Source organism: Micromonospora noduli (assembly GCF_003264365.1).
Taxonomy (GTDB): domain Bacteria; phylum Actinomycetota; class Actinomycetes; order Mycobacteriales; family Micromonosporaceae; genus Micromonospora; species Micromonospora noduli.
This window is the reverse complement of the sequence record NZ_PYAK01000036.1, coordinates 47957-64994: the sequence shown is the minus strand read 5'-3', so window position 1 is coordinate 64994 and position 17038 is coordinate 47957. Positions and strand designations below refer to the sequence as shown.

At 69.3% G+C, this 17038-nt stretch carries 16 protein-coding genes; 10 read left to right on the top strand and 6 right to left on the bottom strand.

All coding sequences use genetic code 11. The features are described from left to right. Positions 1–63 precede the first annotated feature (63 nt). Positions 64–297: a hypothetical protein gene (locus GUI43_RS33960; protein WP_170158779.1), complete on the bottom strand. Its 234-nt coding sequence runs from the start codon at positions 295–297 to the stop codon at positions 64–66. 82 nt (positions 298–379) lie between these two features. Between GUI43_RS33960 and GUI43_RS23330 the strand changes: the two genes are divergently transcribed. Together GUI43_RS23330 and GUI43_RS23325 are read left to right on the top strand one after the other, a co-directional pair. Continuing rightward, complete coding sequence (locus GUI43_RS23330; protein WP_112699789.1) at positions 380–1264, top strand: aminoglycoside phosphotransferase family protein; 885 nt, start codon at positions 380–382, stop codon at positions 1262–1264. A gap of 24 nt (positions 1265–1288) precedes the next feature. Next, on the top strand, positions 1289–1756 hold the full coding sequence (locus tag GUI43_RS23325; RefSeq protein WP_112699788.1) for a hypothetical protein: 468 nt from the start codon (positions 1289–1291) through the stop codon (positions 1754–1756). Here the strand turns inward: GUI43_RS23325 and GUI43_RS23320 are convergent. Further along, complete coding sequence (locus tag GUI43_RS23320) at positions 1686–2633, bottom strand: DUF389 domain-containing protein (RefSeq protein WP_112584681.1); 948 nt, start codon at positions 2631–2633, stop codon at positions 1686–1688. The two genes, GUI43_RS23325 and GUI43_RS23320, sit on opposite strands and share 71 nt — an antisense overlap. A 219-nt stretch (positions 2634–2852) precedes the next feature. Between GUI43_RS23320 and GUI43_RS23315 the strand changes: the two genes are divergently transcribed. The 7 genes from GUI43_RS23315 (at position 2853) to GUI43_RS23285 (ending at position 10760) form a co-directional block, all read left to right on the top strand. Further along, positions 2853–4013 carry a DegT/DnrJ/EryC1/StrS family aminotransferase gene (locus tag GUI43_RS23315; RefSeq protein WP_225855136.1) on the top strand — a complete coding sequence of 387 codons (1161 nt, stop codon included), beginning with the start codon at positions 2853–2855 and terminating at the stop codon, positions 4011–4013. Continuing rightward, the gene (locus tag GUI43_RS23310; RefSeq protein ID WP_112584683.1) at positions 4010–4666 is read left to right on the top strand and encodes a sugar transferase; all 657 of its coding nucleotides are present in this window, start codon (positions 4010–4012) and stop codon (positions 4664–4666) included. The genes GUI43_RS23315 and GUI43_RS23310 overlap by 4 nt, the downstream gene beginning before the upstream one ends. 118 nt (positions 4667–4784) lie before the next feature. Further along, positions 4785–5933, top strand: a complete 1149-nt coding sequence (locus GUI43_RS23305) for a glycosyltransferase family 4 protein (RefSeq protein ID WP_249037831.1) — start codon at positions 4785–4787, stop codon at positions 5931–5933. A 375-nt stretch (positions 5934–6308) separates the two neighbouring features. After that, positions 6309–6956 carry a NeuD/PglB/VioB family sugar acetyltransferase gene (locus tag GUI43_RS23300; RefSeq protein WP_112584684.1) on the top strand — a complete coding sequence of 216 codons (648 nt, stop codon included), beginning with the start codon at positions 6309–6311 and terminating at the stop codon, positions 6954–6956. Then, the gene (locus GUI43_RS23295; RefSeq protein WP_112699787.1) at positions 6953–8245 is read left to right on the top strand and encodes a glycosyltransferase; all 1293 of its coding nucleotides are present in this window, start codon (positions 6953–6955) and stop codon (positions 8243–8245) included. The genes GUI43_RS23300 and GUI43_RS23295 overlap by 4 nt, the downstream gene beginning before the upstream one ends. Further along, the gene (locus tag GUI43_RS23290; protein ID WP_112584686.1) at positions 8242–9441 is read left to right on the top strand and encodes a glycosyltransferase family 4 protein; all 1200 of its coding nucleotides are present in this window, start codon (positions 8242–8244) and stop codon (positions 9439–9441) included. The genes GUI43_RS23295 and GUI43_RS23290 overlap by 4 nt, the downstream gene beginning before the upstream one ends. 230 nt (positions 9442–9671) lie before the next feature. Beyond that, positions 9672–10760 carry a glycosyltransferase family 4 protein gene (locus GUI43_RS23285; protein WP_181549310.1) on the top strand — a complete coding sequence of 363 codons (1089 nt, stop codon included), beginning with the start codon at positions 9672–9674 and terminating at the stop codon, positions 10758–10760. A gap of 18 nt (positions 10761–10778) precedes the next feature. Here the strand turns inward: GUI43_RS23285 and wzy are convergent, their stop codons facing one another. Then, positions 10779–12176, bottom strand: a complete 1398-nt coding sequence (wzy, locus tag GUI43_RS23280) for an O-antigen polysaccharide polymerase Wzy (protein WP_170158780.1) — start codon at positions 12174–12176, stop codon at positions 10779–10781. Positions 12177–12733: 557 nt separating this feature from the next. Between wzy and GUI43_RS23275 the strand changes: the two genes are divergently transcribed. Further along, positions 12734–14020 (top strand): lipopolysaccharide biosynthesis protein, encoded by a 1287-nt coding sequence (locus GUI43_RS23275; protein ID WP_112699785.1) that lies wholly within the window; start codon positions 12734–12736, stop codon positions 14018–14020. A gap of 15 nt (positions 14021–14035) precedes the next feature. Here the strand turns inward: GUI43_RS23275 and GUI43_RS23270 are convergent, their stop codons facing one another. The 3 genes from GUI43_RS23270 to GUI43_RS23260 all read right to left on the bottom strand — a co-directional run bounded on the left by GUI43_RS23270 (position 14036) and on the right by GUI43_RS23260 (position 17038). Further along, positions 14036–14917, bottom strand: a complete 882-nt coding sequence (locus GUI43_RS23270; RefSeq protein WP_112584690.1) for an NAD-dependent epimerase/dehydratase family protein — start codon at positions 14915–14917, stop codon at positions 14036–14038. 18 nt (positions 14918–14935) lie between these two features. Continuing rightward, on the bottom strand, positions 14936–15910 hold the full coding sequence (locus tag GUI43_RS23265) for an NAD-dependent epimerase/dehydratase family protein (RefSeq protein WP_112584691.1): 975 nt from the start codon (positions 15908–15910) through the stop codon (positions 14936–14938). Positions 15911–16030: 120 nt separating this feature from the next. Next, positions 16031–17038 (bottom strand): GDP-mannose 4,6-dehydratase, encoded by a 1008-nt coding sequence (locus GUI43_RS23260; protein WP_112584692.1) that lies wholly within the window; start codon positions 17036–17038, stop codon positions 16031–16033.

The following is a 17038-nucleotide window of genomic DNA, read 5'->3' as shown; positions in this document are numbered from 1 at the left end:
TCTCCACAGTGGAAGGGTCGGGGGCGTCGATTGTCGTCACGGTGTGCCACCCTGGGACGGTCATCAATGGTCACCGGGCAGCAGGACGGTCGTGGCGGGCAGGGCGGTCGCGGCGGCGGACAGGGCGGTCGTGGCGGGCAGGCCGGTCGCGGCGGCGGGCAGCAGGGCGGTCGTGGCGGGCAGCGGCAGGGCGCACCGGCGCCGGCCAATGACGCGATGGCGGAGGCACTGCGCCGCGCCGGACTGGCCTGACCTGGCGCGAGCAGGTGACCGGGATGCCGCCGAACGGGCGGTCATCCCGGCACCTCGGCCTCTGCGGGCGGTGGAAAAAATCCGCTCGCGTGGCCGCGAGGGTCGGGGTGATGATCTCGCGGTGAGGATGCACGCCGATCAGGTGGACGTGAGCGTGGACGTGGTTTCCGCGCTGGTGGCCGAGCAGTTTCCGCGGTGGCGGGGCCTGCCGGTCCGGCCGCTCCCCTCGACCGGCACGGTGAACGCCCTGTTCCGGCTCGGCCCGGACATCGTGCTGCGGTTTCCGCTGCTCCCCTCGACCGATCCCGAGCTGCGCGCCGAGCTGCGGCGCGAGCAGGAGCACGCCGTGCTGCTCGGCGGGCACCTGCCGGTCGCGGTGCCCGAACCGCTCGGTCTCGGCGAGCCGGGCGACGGGTACCCCGGGCCGTGGACGGCGTACCAGTTCATTCCGGGCGAGACGGCCCAGCCCGACCGGATCGCCGACCTCGACGTCTTCGCGCGCGACCTGGCCGACGTGGTGACGGCTCTGCGCGGCATCGACACCGGCGGGCGGATCTGGTCCGGGAACGGGCGCGGCGGGCGGCTGGCCGCCGAGGACGCCGGCGTGCGTGCCGCGCTCGCTGTCAGCGGCGCGCTCACCGACACCACCGCGCTCAGCGAGGTGTGGGAGCGGTGCCGGGACGCGCACCGCGACGACCTCGCCGACGTGTGGATTCACGGCGATCTGATGCCGGGCAACCTGCTGGTCCGCGACGGCCGGCTGGCCGCGGTCATCGATCTGGGCGCGGTCGGCGTGGGCGACCCCTCGGTGGACCTGATGCCGGCGTGGAACCTGCTCGACGCGGGTTCCCGGGAGACGTACCGGCGGGCGTTGGGTGTGGACGACGCGACCTGGCAGCGGGGACGCGGCTGGGCCCTGGAGCAGGCGATCAACGCGCTGCCGTACTACGTCGAGACCAACCCGGTGATGGCCGACATCGCCCGGCACACGCTGCGGGCCGTGCTCGACTGAGTTGGCTCGCGTACCGTCGGCGTCGTGGGTGAGCGAGACGCCCGGGAGTGGCGGGATCAGCAGCGGCAGGCGGTGCGGGCGCACGCCGACGCAGACGCGCGGCGGCGGGCCGCCGAGCACGCGGAGGCGGCGGAGCTGGTGGCCTGGTTCGTGGCCGAGGCGACCCGGCGAGGGCTGCCCACCACCCGGCTGGTCGCCCGGGGATACGACGGGCGTGGGCGCTACCGGACCGGGCTGACCGGCTGGTACGTCGACCGGGCCGAAACCCGGGCGGTGGACGTGGCTGGCCGGTTCCACCTGCTGACCGTGCCGGGCGGTCTGCGGGACCTGCTGTTCGGCGTCGACCCGCAGCCCAGCCCGGCGCCGTTGGTCGTCGGAGCGGGGGGTCGCGACGGTGAGTCGATCCCGCTGCGGACGCTGCTCAACCGGCTGCTGAACGACGGGACCGGCGAGCCAGGTTCCACCACGAGGCCTGCTGCACCACGAGGGTGAGCAGCCCGGCCAGGACGATCGCGCACAGGTTGATCACCAGTTGGAGCGCCGAGCCGCCCGCCTCGTCCCACTCTCCGTAGGCGGCCGCTACCGCCACGTTCGCCGCGGCCGGCACGGTGGTCACCGAGATCAGCACCCCGACCAGGCTGCCGGACTTCTTCGACGTCAACGACAGCATGCCGGCCACGCCGGCGAGTAGACCGACCACCCAGGACAGCGCGTCCGGCCGCCAGATGAAGTCGGTGAGCGGGCGCTCGGCGAGCAGCATCTCCTCGGTCACCAGGCCGGCGGCGGTCAGCGCCCAGGTGCTCAGCACGGTCGCCACCATGGCCGCCAGGAAGCCTCCGGCGAGGGCCTGCACGGACCTGCCGATCACGTCGAGCCGGCGGCGCAGCAGCGCCACGCAGAGCGCGGCGAGCGGGCCGAACTCCGGACCGACCACCATCGCCCCGACGATGAGGATCGGCTGGTCCAGCAGCACACCGATTCCGGCGATCATCGTGGCCACCACGATCAACACCAGGTAGGTGCCGGACAGTTCGGTCTGTTCGCCGGTCTTCGCGGCGATCTCGTCCCAGACCACCGCGTCGGCGCCGCTGCCGGGCGCATTCTCCGCAGCCCGGTCCGCCGACGCGGAGATGGTCAGCTCGACGTCCTCGGCGGCGATACCGCCACTCGTTTCCACACCGAGCTGCTGCAGGCCCCGCAGAACAGCGTCGGCGCTCTCCCGGACCACATCGCAGAGGATCAGGTCGCCCTGCGGCTGCAGGGCAACGCCGGGCAGCACGGCAAGGTGCGTGACCCCCGCCTCCGCGGACAGCAGGTCGACGACCTCCGCGGACCGGCCCGTCGGGGCAATCACCCTGAGGTGCAGCACTCGTTCTCCCTGTTGTACGCGGCACGCGGGCGCGGCCGGCAGCACTCTAGCCGGCCGGGCTCGGCCGTCGGTTCGTGTGCCAGGGCCGGTCGGCTCTATTTGGTGCAGGGTCGGTGGAAACGGCCATCAACGCCCATAAGCCCTGCTACAACCATTTTGGTCCTTTATCACGTCCGATCGGAGGCGCCGTCCGTGGATCTGATCCACAACCGTCCGTCCGTGGCACCGCGCAGCGGCGGCCCGACCGTGACCGACCCGGTCTACCTGTCGTCGCCGGACATCGGCGAGCTGGAGGAGTCTTACCTCCTGCGTGCCATCCGCGGCGGCCGCTTCGACCCCGACGGGCCGGAACTGGGCGCGTTCGAACGAGAGATGGCCGCACGGGTCAAAGTCGGGTACGCGCTGGGGCTCTCTTCCGGCACCGCCGCGCTGCACATGGCGTTGCTCGCGGTGGGTGCCGGGCCGGACAGCGTGGTGGTGGTGCCCACGCTCACGTTCGCGGCCACCGCCAACGCGGTCACCTACACCGGCGCCGAACCGGTCTTCGTGGACTGCGACGCCTCCACCGGCAACCTCGATGTCGACCTGCTCTCCGACCTGCTCGGCCAACTCACCGATACCGGCCGACGGGTCGCCGCCGTGCTGGCCGTCGACATCAACGGCCGGTGCGCCGACTACGACCGGCTGCTGCCGCTCTGCGCGGCCATCGGCGTTCCCGTGGTGGAGGACGCCGCGCAGGCGTTGGGCTCCACATACCGTGGGCGCTGCGCCGGCACCCTCGGCCGGGTCGGGATCTACTCGTTCAGCCACAACAAGGTGATGACCACCTCGGCCGGAGGAATGCTGATCTCCGACGACGCCGCGCTCGTCGCCCGCGCCCGTCACCTGGCCACCCAGGCCCGCGAGCCGGTGTCGCACTACGAGCACCGCGACATCGGCTACAACTACCGCCTCAGCACGCTGCTGGCCGCTCTCGGCCGAGCGCAGCTCAGCAGGCTGGACACGATGGTCGCCCGACGGCGGGCGCTGCGGGACCGGTACGCGCGACTTTTCGCCACCGTGCCGGGCACGCAGATCCTCGGCGCCGACGACCCCGGCTCGAACTGTTGGCTGACCTCCGTGGTGGTCGAGCCGGAGCGGACCGGCTGGGACCCCGGCGAACTCGCCGCGCACCTGGCCGGCCGTGGTGTGGAGAGCCGGCCAATGTGGAAGCCGATGCACCGCCAACCGGTGTACGAGGACCGGCAGGCCGCCCTCACGGGCGCCGCCGACCACCTCTTCGCCACCAGCCTCTCGCTGCCCAGCGGCTCCGCGCTCACCGACGACCAGGTCGAGCGCGTGTTCGCCGCGATCGCCGAGTTCCTTGAGGGACGCCAATGAGCCGGCCCTATGACGCCGTCAAGCGGTTGCTGGACGTGCTCGTGGCCGCCGTCGGTCTGCTGCTGACCGCCCCGGTGCTCGCCGCTGTGGCATTGGCCGTCCTGATCACGATGGGTCGTCCGGTGCTGTTCCGCCAGGCCCGGCCGGGGCGGCACGGGCGGCTGTTCGAGCTGGTCAAGTTCCGCTCGATGAGCATCGACGGCGAGGACGGCGCACCGACCAACGACGGCGCCCGGCTCACCCCGTTCGGCCGGTGGCTGCGGACGACCAGCCTGGACGAGCTGCCTCAACTGTGGAACGTGCTGCGCGGCGAGATGAGCCTGGTCGGGCCGCGCCCGCTGCTGCCGGCGTACCTGAACCGGTACACCCCGGAGCAATTCCGCCGCCACGAGGTGCGTCCCGGCATCACCGGTCTCCAGCAGGCATACGGGCGCAACGCGCTGAGCTGGGACGACCGGTTCGCCCTCGACGTGTGCTACGTGCGGCAGCGTTCGTTCGGGCTGGACCTGCGCATCCTGCTCCGCACGGTACGCATCGTGCTGCGCCGTGATGGCATCACCGCCCCCGGGGCTGCCACCGCACGCGAGTATCTCGGCCCGCGTGGGCTGGCCGCCGCAGGCACCGGCCACAGCTCCGCGGAGGGCCCTCGGTGAGCCCGGTCACCGGCCTCGACCACCGTGTTGGGCACTGTCGGGCGGTCAAGGGACTCCCAGCCCGGTGAGCGCCGTCGGAGCGGTTCATCCGCCCAGTCCGCGACGGTTACGTATCGCGGTGCTGGTCAAGACCAACGCGGGCGGAATGTGGCTGCTCCCCCAGGTGGAAGAGCTGCGGCACCGGGGGCATGAGGTGGCCGTGGTGCTGCCGCCCGGGTCCGGTCGGCTCAGCGACGAACTGGAACGCCGGGGCATCGAGGTGCTCGCCTCACCGTACGACTTCACGATGGACCGGTACGTTCCCATCGGGCTGCTGCGGCTACGCGCGCTGCTGCGCCGGCTGCGCCCCGACGTGGTGCAGTACCACCTCATCGCCTCGGCCTACGCGGTGCGGCTGGCCACGCTGGGTCTACCGGTGCATCGGGTGCACATGGTGGCCGGCCCGGCGTACCTGGAGTCCCGACTGGTCCGGTCGGTGGAGCGGATGATGTGGCGGCTGGACGATGTGGTGATCTGCAGCTGCCGGTATGCCTCCGTCCGGTACGGGGAGCTGGGCTGCCCGCCGCAGCGACGCCCGGTCGCCGTGTACGGGGTGGACACCGACGCGTTCAGCCCGGACGCGACCGGTCCGGACCAACGGGCGAAGCTCCGGGCCGAGCTGGGGATCGACCAGGCCGCGTTCCTCGCGGTGATGGTCTCCCACGTCTACCCGCCCATGCGCCTGGTCCGCTCGGGTCGGGGCGTGAAGGGGCATGAGGTGCTGCTGGCCGCGTGGCGGACGTTCCGCCGCCGGCACCCGGAAGCGCATCTGTTGCTGGTCGGGGGCGGCTGGACGGGTGCCGGGGAAGACTACCGGCGGCAGCTCAGCGATCAGTTTGACGTTACCGGCGATCCTGGGATGACCTGGGTGGAATCGGTCCCGGACGTGCGGCCCTGCTACGCCGCCGCGGACGTCAGCGTCTCCCCGTCGCTGTGCGACGGGCCGGGATCGGCGGTGGAGGCCGGGTCGATGGGCGTGCCGAGCATCGTCAGTGCGGCCGGCGGTCTTCCCGAGGCGGTCACCGAACGCTCCGGCTGGGTGGTGCCACCGGCCGATCCGACGGCCCTGCTGGGCGCGCTCGACGCGGCGTACCAGGGCTGGGTCGCCGGCACGCTCGCCCTGCGCGGCCGGTTGGCCCGCCGACACGTGCAGGCGTCCTTCGACGACCTGCGGGCGGCGGCCGAGGTGGCGGACATCGTGGAGGACGTGGCGGCCCGCCGCCGCTGAGCACGACGCCGGTGGTCCGGTGGTTGGTCCCACCGGACCACCGACCGCCCGCCGTGGGGTCAGTGCCGGATGCCCGCCCAGTCGTGGTCGAGGAGGAACGCCACATCAAGCGGTGTTCGGCGCGGCGATCATCTGCCACCTGCGACGCCCAGAGCCTGCGACGCCCCTGCCGTCAGACCTGGCTGGACCTACCGTGAGCGGCCGAAAGAGTTCATTTCTCCCGTAACGTCCCGGTGTTAGTTGAGGTTGACGAGGGTGTGCCCGTCTCGCCGTAGCGAGCCGGCGGGCAGAAACCTGCCCCACAAGACGGATCCGCCCACCTGCCGACAGCACCGGAGACGTAATTGTGGATCTTCCTTATGAGAGGAACCGGTCATGGCCACGGACCTCGTGATCGTGGGCTGCGGTGGACACGGCCGAGAAGTTCTCACGATCGTCCATGCCGTCAACAAGGCCTCCGACCACGGATCCGCCTGGCGGATAGCCGGCTTCGTCGACGATGCGCCGAGTGAGGTCAACCTGAAACGCCTACGCGCACTCGGCGCCGACTACCTGGGCCGGATTCACGTTCTCGCGACGCTGCCGGCAGAGACCCACGTGGCCCTTGGCATCGGCGACCCGCGCGGAAGGCAGACAGTGGTCGACAGGATGGCGGCATATCCACGGCCCGCAGCGGTGCTGGTGCATCCGGACGCGACGGTGGGACCAGACCTCGTCCACGGCGAAGGGCTGTTGGTCTTCGCCGGTGCCCGGGTCACCACCAACGTCGTTCTGGGCCGGCACGTCCACCTCAACCAGAACGCGACAGTCGGACACGACTGTGTTCTCGGTGATTTCGTATCGATCAATCCACTGGCCGCCGTCTCCGGCGGCTGCCGGGTCGACAGCGGCGCGCTGGTCGGCGCCGGCGCCGTCGTCCTCCAGCAGCGTCACGTCGCCACCGCCGCCACCGTCGGCGCGGCGGCCTGCGTTGTCCGGGACGTCCCGTCGCACGCCGTCGTCAAGGGGGTACCAGCCCGATGAACTCCCGCTCCGCACGTCCGGAGATCCTCCGCCCCTACCTGCCGGCAGATGGATCAGAGGGGAACGTCCGGCCCCTGCGGGTGGCTGTCCTCGTCAAGACCAACGAGGGCGGGATGTGGATCCTGCCGCAGATCGAAGAACTTCGCAGACGGCGCCACCAGGTAGTCGTCATTCTGCCGCCCGGGCCGGGCCGGCTCACCGTCGAGCTGCGGCAACGAGGCTTCGAGGTGGCCGAGTCGCCGTTCGACTTCCGCGTCGGCGCCCCCAGCCTGCGAAAACTGCTGGGGCTACGGGCACTGATCCGCCGGCTACGTCCGGACGTTCTCCACTATCACCTGCTCGCATCCGCGTTCGCCGGCCGGATCGCGACGCTTGGCCTGCCGGTCGGTCGCGTGCACATGGTCGCCGGCCCGCTCTATCTGGAGTCCCCGCTCATCCGTCTGTTCGAGCGCCTGCTGTGGCGGCTGGACGACGTCATCATCTGCGGCTGCCAACACGCCGCCGACCGGTACGGGGAACTGGGGTGCCCTCCCGAGCGCAGAGCGGTCGCGACCTACGGAGTCAATACGGACCGGCATCGCCCGGACTGGCTGTCCCCCACACCCACCCCGACCGCTGGGCTCGACTACGACCCGCAGGTCCCCGTCGAGGCGCGGGCGAAGGCGCGCGCGGAGTTGGGGATCGCCGCCGACACGTTCCTCGCCATCATGGTCGCCTACGTGTATCCACCGATCCGACTCGTCAACCGGGGCCGCGGCATCAAGGGACACGACGTGCTCTTCCCGGCCTGGCGTCGGTTCCGCGAGCGCCACCCGAACTCGCACCTTCTCGTCGTCGGCGGCGGCTGGGCAGAGGAGGGCGCACGCCATCGGCTCGAACTGATCGACCGCTTCGGGATCAACGCCGACCCGGGTATCACGTGGTTGGAGACGGTGGACGATGTTCGACCCTGGTACGTCGCCGCAGACGTCAGCGTCAGCCCGTCGCTGGGCGAGAGCCATGGGGCGGCCGTCGAGGCCGGAGCGATGGCGGTACCGAGCATCGTCAGCCAGGCCGGCGGCCTACCGGAAACTGTCGACGAGCAGTGCGGGTGGGTGGTGCCGATGGACGACATACCGGCGCTGACCGACGCTTTGTCACAGGCCCACACGGCGTTCGAGGACGGCACGTTGACCGAGCGGGGACGTGCGGCGCGACGCCGGATGGTCGAGTTGTTCGACAACCGCAGGTCGGCGCTGACGGTCGCCGACACCATCGAGGCTGTCGCCGTCCGTGGGCGGCGCCGGTGAGAGTGGTCGTCACCTCCGAGGCCCGATTCTCCCGTACTCCCGATGGCGCGGTGTGGACCACCGATGGGCCGGACCACGGTTTCTGGGTCCGGTATCTGACGACGTTCCACCGGGTTCGGGTGATGGCTCGGGTCCGCGAGGTGACGGCGGCACCGGACGGCGCCCGGCGAGTCGACGGTGACGACATTGACGTGTGGCCCGTGCCGTACTACGTCGGGCCGCGGCAGTACATCTCGGTTCGACCGGCGATCCAGGCAGCCGTGCGCGGAGCCGCGACGAATCACGACGCGGTGATCCTGCGGGTGCCATCGGCCATCGGTACGCTCCTGGCGGCTCACCGCGATCGCGCACAACTGCCGTACGGCGTGGAGGTGGTGGCGGACCCGTACGACGTGTTCGCGCCCGGCGTCATCAGGCACCCGCTACGTCCCCTGCTGCGACGCCGATTCGTGGCCAGGCTGCGCCACGAGTGCCGCAGGGCGGTCGCCGCCTCGTACGTCACCGAGCGCCACCTGCAATCGAGATATCCAACCCGCACCGACGTGCCCACCGTGGCAGCGTCGAGCATCGACCTCTCGGCGTCGGCCTTCGCGATGGCGAGTCGCGGGCCTAGCGCGAAAGGCGAGGCGCACCACATCATCACCGTGGGCACGATGGACCAGATGTACAAGGGGTTCGACACCCTGATCACCGCAGTGGCGCGGTTAAACCACGTTGGCGTACCAGCCCGGATGTCGCATATCGGGACAGGCCGGTTCCAGCCGCGCCTTGAGCAGCTCGCCGCTCGCCTCGGCGTGGCGGACAAGGTCGCGTTCGTGGGCTGGTGCTCTCCCGGAGAGGAGCTACGCCAGCACCTTGACGCCGCCGACCTCTTCGTCATGCCGTCCCGGACCGAGGGACTTCCGCGGGCTTTGATCGAGGCGATGGCCCGCGCCCTGCCCGCCGTCGGCACGCGGGTGGGTGGGATTCCCGAACTGCTGCCGGCGGTGGACATGGTCCGCCCCGACGACCCACGGGAACTCGCCCGGGTAATCGGCGAGATGCTCCAAGACCCGGACCGGATGAGCGCAGCCTCCGCCCGCAACCTCGCGCACGCCCGACGGTACTCCCGGGAGTCCCTGAATCCCCGGCGCGAAGCCTTCTACCAGGCCGTGCGCGACGCGACCAAACGGCCGATCACGACACCCTCTCGCTGACCACCCGCCACCCTGATCTCCGTCCCGCGACCTGTGAGGAGCGCCGAGCGATGGCATCCCTAGGACCAGCCAAACCACGCCGTCTGTCCGACGGTCAAGCCCGCTCCGCTCCTGGTCAGCTGCGCGACACACGACCGGGCGACCCACCGGTGCCCCCCGGCTCCAGGCGCGCAGACGGCACACTGGGGGTACCTTCTCGGGCTGGCGGCCCCGTCCGGGTGGTCCATGTGATGGGATGCCTCGATCGGGGCGGAATCGAGACGTCCTCGCTGGACATATGTCGCACCATTCCGCAGTCGGAGATCTTTCAGACCTTTGTCACTGTCGCCGGTTGGGAAGGCACACTGGCGGATGACTTCCGGGCTGCCGGTGCCGCCGTCACACAATTGCCGGTGAATCCGAAGCACTCCTTCCCCCTGCGCATGTGGCGGTACCTGCGATCGTCGCAGCCAGATGTCGTGGTGTCCCACATCAGCTTGACCAGCGCCCTCGTCCTGCTGGCAGCGCGAGCGGGCGGAGTACCGACACGGATCGCGCGGCTGTCCAGCGAAGGCGACGGCCGGCCGGACACCCGCCGACGTCGCGCCCAACGGGCGCTGCTCAGACGGTTGCTTTCCCACGCGGCCACTGACGTCCTAGGAGTGACCGCAGCGTCCAGGGACTTCGCCGCGGGACGCCCGGATGATCAGCGGTACCGTGTGCTTCCGAACGGCGTCGCCATCGGCCGGATAGATGGGTGGGACCAGCAGAGCGCCCGCCGACACTGGGGACTACCGCTCGATGTGCCGGTGTTCGGCTATATCGGCAGGGCCGCGCCAGAGAAGAACAGGCAGTTCCTCATAGAAGTGCACCGAGCCGCATGCGAGGTGCAGCCGCAGGCCCGACTCCTGATCGCTGGCCCAGGTGGCACCGCTGATATCACCGGTGTGCACCCGGAAGCAGCTGGCGATGCACGAATAATCCTGGCGGGTGAGGTCGACGAGGTCGCGTCCGTGCTGGCTGCCTCCGATGTATTGCTTCTGCCGTCGATACGGGAAGGGCTTCCGGGTGTGGTGCTGGAGGCCCTGGCCGCTGGTGTTCCCGTGGTGACAACCGACCTGCCCACGCTGGTAGAGGTGGCAACGCTGGTCGAGGGAGTAGTGCCGGCATCATTGACGGCCGGGGCGGACGCCTGGGCCGCCATCGCGCTGCGTCAGGCGGAAATGCCAGCTGAACAGCGTCAAGCGCTCAGCCGCTCCTTGAGGTCGTCGCACTTCACAGTCGAACATGTCGTGCAGGAATGGCGACGGCTCTGGCAGCGGACCGCCAGCCGCTCCTGACCTTGACCGCTGGCGCAGTCAGCTGGGTGGTTGCCGAGTGGAAGTCCGCCCGGCTCGCTGAATCCCCGGCCCAGCTGGTTCGGGTAGTCGGCTAGACCGAACACTGTCCAACAGACGGGCCGCGCAGATGATGCTCAGGCAAAGCAAGACCTGTGCCACGACCGGCGTGAAGTTGTTGCGGGTCCAGACCAGCAGCACGTAGCCGATCATTCCTACCGAATACTCCCACATCGACCAGGATTGGCGGGAGTCCAGAAACGCGACCGCGGCCCCGATCAAGGCCATCACGACGACGACGCCGACGACGCCGGCAGCGCGGTATGCCTCAGCTGTGGGCGATCCGCCGATGGCACCCAACTCCGGCTGGGCCAGGAAGACAGTGGAAAGGTTGCGCTCATCGAGCGTCGCTGGGACGACATCCAGCCCCAGGGCGTGGCCGATCAGACGCTCCACCGGCGCCCAGTAGGTCTGCCAGCCCACCGCAGGCACGTGTCCGTTGACGTCCCATTCCCGCACTACGACCACAGTACGCAGCGTCGCGCTCATCTCAGCGAGACCGTCCAGCGGGTTGAGTGACGCCGCCGTCAAACGGAACCCACTCGGTCCGCCCTCACGTGCCTGACGTACCACCGATCCCAGTGTGAGCAGGCCGAGAAAGGCTGCGCCGTGCCATAGCCGGATCCGCACGTGCTGCCGTCGGCTCCAGGCCAGGAGGAAGGCTGCCAGCGGAAAGATCGTGCCACTGCGCCACCCGATGACGAGCGGAACGATGACGACGGGCAGAAAGGCCAATGCCCACCAGTGCGATTTGCCAAGACGGCCGTTTGTCCCCAGCACTGCCATACCTATGCCGAAAGACAAGAACGACCATGCCAACTCCGGTGTGTGCTGCTCGGTACGAAACAACGCGTAGTTGTCTGCACCGAGAGTGTTCAACCCCTCGGACAAGACGACCTTGAGAAGTAGCACGGTCCCCAGGAGTATTAGGATCGGCCCCATCCACACGATGCTCGAGGTCGCTACGCGGTCTCTCGCGGCCGCCGCAGCGCGTTGGTGCCGCCCGGCGCTTCGCCGGCAAGCGACGGCGGCATAGCCGAGCAGATACGCCGCCATACTAACCGTGACCAACACCAGCGCTGCAGCGATCTGCGGCGACAGCAGCCACGTCAACGGATCACCGGTACTTCCGGTGAGGAGCCTCGGCATGGCACCGAGGATGAGGTAAGGCGTCAGGCCAACATGGAACACGGCATAGATGAACAGGAACATCGAGCCGAGACTTACCTGCCGGTTGCCACGAAGTCGCGCCAGCAGGACAACATTCGAAACCGCAACAAGCGCGGCCGAGGCCGCCGCGAGCCTGGGCGAAGCCACCAGCGCGGGGAGCGCGAGAGCAATGCTGATCAGTTGCAGCATGGCGACGCCGACTACGGCATCCGGCCGAATGCCTGACCGCGCCGGAACGTCGTCACGACCAACCCCGGCCTGACTTCGGCGCCCAGGCCTCCCGATCGGCGAGACGGTAGGCGTGACGAGGGCCATGCGTCAGTCCCTTCACTCTTCGCGGGCTGAAACGCATCGGCGGGGCGCCCGGCTTCATGCGGCGTACCGCATTCACCGCCGACGTGCCGACCACGGCCCTGTCCCAGGTACTGACCTGCCCGCAATGGACACCTTCCTCTGAGTGTTTCTATCAGAAAAGGACAGCCTTTTAGGGCTGCTTCACGGCAAGCCGACTAATGTGATTTGTGTTCACCTGCACCGATAGCTCGATCATTATTGACAAGACGAGCAGGGTCACTGTCGCCCCGGGGGCCGCACCCATTTCGCTCATGGTCCGTTACAACCTGAGTACATGTCCAGACAGTGGCGAGCGGACCACGCCCTAGTTGCATCTCGACCTGTCCTGCAGGCAGGTGTCCGCTCGCTCGCGATCCAACCGGACCCAGAAAAACCCAGGCGGCGGACACACCATGAGACGAACGCTCACCGCGATGGCGGGGGCGAGCCTGACGCAAGCTGCCAGTCTTGCCATTGGCGGCATTCTGGCCAGCCGGCTGCTCGGGCCTCACGACCGAGGTCTGATGGTGCTCGGTGCCACGAGCGGTAGCATCGCCTCGTTGGTAGCCGCTCTCGGCACGTCTCACGCTCTCCGGGCACGACTGCCGACGCTGAAGGACGAGTCGTCGCGCCAGAGACTGCTTGCTTCCTACACCTGGCTGACGGTGGCTGCGGTGGTCCTCAGTGGCACATTGGCCGCCGTCGCGTGTCGGGTATGCGGGCTAACCATTGACCCGGGCCTGGCCGAACCCTCATTCCTACTTGCGGTGCTGCTCGTAACCAGCGGTCAAATAGCCCTGGTCCAGTTCCCGGACACGTGGTACGCGGCTGGTCGCTTCCGAACCGGCAGCACTTGGGCTGCCGCCGTCGCGGCCGGAGGCACTGGGGGTCTCGTGCTCGCCGCGTTGCTGCTCGATCGGACGGCCTGGGCACTGTTGGCCGGTCAGGCAATCGGCATGATGACGCTGGCGGTCGCACAAGCACTTCACCTGCGCTCGTCTCGACTGCTCGTGTTCGCCAAGCCCAACCGGTGGGAGACGGTCCGGCTGCTTCGCTCGGGCATCCAGTCACTAAGTCTCACCATCGGACTCGCGTTGGCACTCCGCGCAGATCGATACATCCTGGGCGGCGCCGCTGGCGCCGATGTCGTCGGTGTCTATTCGACAGCGGCGACGCTGAGCGAGGCACCTCGCGTAGTACCCGCGGCCTTGGGCCAAATTACCTACCGGAAGGTCACCCTGGGCTGTGAGACAGCCGAGGTGGACCGAACCGCGTTCTACGCATTCCTCGCCTCCCTGGCCACGGGTCTACCGGTGGCGGTGGCGGGCTGGTTCCTCATAACACCCGTCTTCGGCTCCGCGTTCGCCGACGCCAAGCCGCTCCTATTGGTCCTGCTGCTCGGCGAACTGCTGTTCGCACCGTTCGCGGTGGCCAGTCGGGGCCTACTGGGGGGCGGCTGGGTGGGATGCGCAGGGCTGGTCGGAGCGAGCGGGACGGTAGCCGCGCTGCTGCTGTACTCGGTAACGGCTCCGATCTGGGGAGCAGCCGGGGCTGCCTGGTCTTCCGCCCTGCTCTACGGTGGCCTGTCCGTGGCATCGATGACCGTTCTGCGCAGTCGGCTCATCTGGCAGCGTAGGCAAGCGCCGCTCCCTGATGCTCCCGCCTCCTCGGACCACGGGCTCCAACGCGTCCCCAACTAGCCAGGTGTCGCACGCTCAGCCGCCGTCCGTCCAAATCGCCTTGACCGTGTCGGCGAGCGCATGCCCAGGGGCCCAGCCGAGTTCCCGGGCAGCGGAGATGTCGGCGCACATCCACGACACGGTCGCCGAGCGGGCGGCGTCCGACGCCGGGGCGGTCTCGTTGACCGCACCGGTGAACCCGGCAGCGTCGGCCAGCAGGCGGACGACATAGCGGATTCGTACTGCGTTGCCGCTGCCGACGTTGAGAACGGGTGGAACCCGGGGAGCACCGACGGCGGCCTGGACGGCTGATGCCACGTCCCGGACGTCCACGAAGTCCCGCCAGGCATCCAGCGAACCCAGCGCGATCGCCGGCGAGCCCTGCCTGATTGCGTCACGCAGCAGCCGCACCGTGCGGCCCAAGACGTTCTGCTCGGCCATGCCGGACCCGATCGGGTTGAATACCCGCAAGACCACGGCATCGATCCGGCGGGCCGCGATCGCCAACTCGGTCAGCCGGGTGGCCGCCAGCTGACTGAGCCCGTAGCCGCCCACAGGCTCGGTCGGGTTGCCCTCTCCGACCGCCCGCCCGACGGGCACCGGGCCGTACTCGCCAGCCGAGCCGAGCCGGACCAGTCGGGCACCGGGCGCGCCGGCGACGACGGCCTCGATGAGCTTCGCGGTGACCAGCGTATGTGCGCGCAGCAGCTGGTGGTCGTCGCCGGCCATCCGACCGCTGCAGTTGATCACAGCGGTTGGCCGGCTGGCCCGGACCAGGGCGGTGAGGTCGCGCAAGTCGACCGTAACCAGGTCACACTCTGCACGAGTGGGGCAGGTCAGGGTGGCGTCGGCAGCCAGCGCCGTCCGCACATGGCGGCCCAGGAAACCGGAGGCGCCAAAGAGCAGGATCCTGGTCATCTCGGAGGCGGACCGCGGTCAGGCCGAGCGTGCACGGGCGGCGGGCCATTGGGCAGTGGGAACCCGGGCCCGACGGAACCAGTCGACCGTCTCCCGGAGCCCGTCAACGAGAGAGGTCGCGTTGACCGCCGGGAAGAGTTCCCGCAGCCGCTCGCAGTCGGCCTGGGAGTCCCGCACGTCACCGGCGCGGGACGGCCCGTACACGACCTCCAGCCGCCGGCCCAGCACGACCTCCAACTCGGCGATCAGTTCCAGTAACGAGATCCGGGCGCCGAAGGCGAGATTGACCGTATCCGGCGCGGAGACCCCTCGCAGGATCGCGTCGCTGATCACCGAGATGACGCTGCCGACGTACGTGAAGTCGCGGGTTTGCGTACCGTCGCCGTGCACCTGCAGTGGACGCCCGTCCAGAGCAGCGCTGACGAATCGGGGAACGACCGCGGCGTAGGCGTGGTCGGCCGCCTGCCGGGGACCGAAGACATTGAAGAACCGGAACGGCAGCACCGACATGCCGTAGCAGGCGGCGTACGCGTTGGCGTATGCCTCGGTCGCCAGCTTGGAGACCGCGTACGGGCTGAGCGGTATCGGGCGCAGGGTCTCCCGACGGGGCAGGGTCGGGTTGGCACCGTAGACCGACGACGAGGAGGCCAGAATGATCTGGGCAACCTTGTGTCGCCGCGCCGCTTCCAAGACCATCAGGGTGCCGGTGGCGTTGGCGTGATGGCTGCTTACCGGGTTGTCAATGGAGCGGGGCACCGATCCGAGAGCACCCAGGTGCACCAGGCTTGTCGCCCCGTGGACCGCCTCGTCGAGAAGGTCGGGGTCCAGGATGGTGCCGGTCAGCAGCCGCACCGGCAGGTCGAGGAGGTTGTCCAGCGAGCCAGTCGACAAGTCGTCCACAGCGACGATCTCACTTACCCTGGGAATCCCGGCGAGGGTCTCGATGAGGTTGGAGCCGATGAACCCTGCCCCACCGGTCACGACGATCTTCAAGACTGCTCCTGTCGCTGGTTGCGGTCGTTGACCGCGCTGTTTGTGTCCTACGAGTTGAGGCCAGAGTGCCGGCCGCCACCGCGTCGGTTCGGGGGCGGCCGGTCACGGTGAGATTGGCGCTCAGACGGAGCGGTCGACCCGGTAGCGGGCGAGATTGGCGGGGTCGAGGAACCATTCCACGGTGGCCTTCAGCCCGGCGTCGAGGGACGTAACCGGCGCCCAGCCGGTCTGCGCACGGAGCAGACTGGCGTCACCGAGAAGCCGTTCCACCTCGGAGCCGGTCGGACGTAGTCGTGCATCCGAAACCAAGATCTGCGGATCGGCGCCAAAAATCCCAGCTATCCGGCGGACCAGTTCACCGACCGAGGTTTCCCGGCCCGTGGCCGCTTGGAACACCTGCCCGACCACACGGTCGGCGGGCGCGGACCCCACCGCGATGAAGGCGGCGACGGTGTCCCCGACGAACACCAGGTCCCGGGTGGTCTCGACGGCACCCAACTCAATGAGGTCGGGCTCACGTGCGAGTTGGGCGACGATTGTCGGGATGACCGCCCGGGTCGACTGGCGCGGGCCATACGTGTTGAACGGGCGCAGGGTGACCACCGGCAACTCGAAGCTCAGGTGGTAGCTCTCGGCCAGCTTATCCGCGCCGATCTTGGTGGCCGCGTACGGGGACTGCCCGCGCAGTCGGTGCGTCTCGGTCATAGGGACGCTGGTCGCCGTGCCATAAACCTCGCTGGTCGAGGTAACCACCACTCGCGGGCTGCCTGCCACCCGAGCACTCTCGAGCACGTTGAGCGTGCCGACGATGTTCGTCTCTACGTACGACTGCGGCGCCAGGTAGGAGTACGGGATGCCGCCGAGGGCGGCCAGGTGGTAGACCACCGACACGTCGTCGACCAGCCGCTGCACCATTCCCCGGTCCCGGATGTCGCCAGCGACCACCTCCACTTGCGCCAACTGGTCAGCGCCGAAGGTGTCCAGCCAGCCGTACGAGCCGGCCCCGTTGTAGTGGACGAAGGCCCGCACCCGGTGCCCCCGATTGACGAGTGCCTCGACGAGGTGCGAGCCGATGAACCCGCCTGCGCCGGTCACCGCCACCAGTTCGTCGGTCGAAGATGCCTGCAT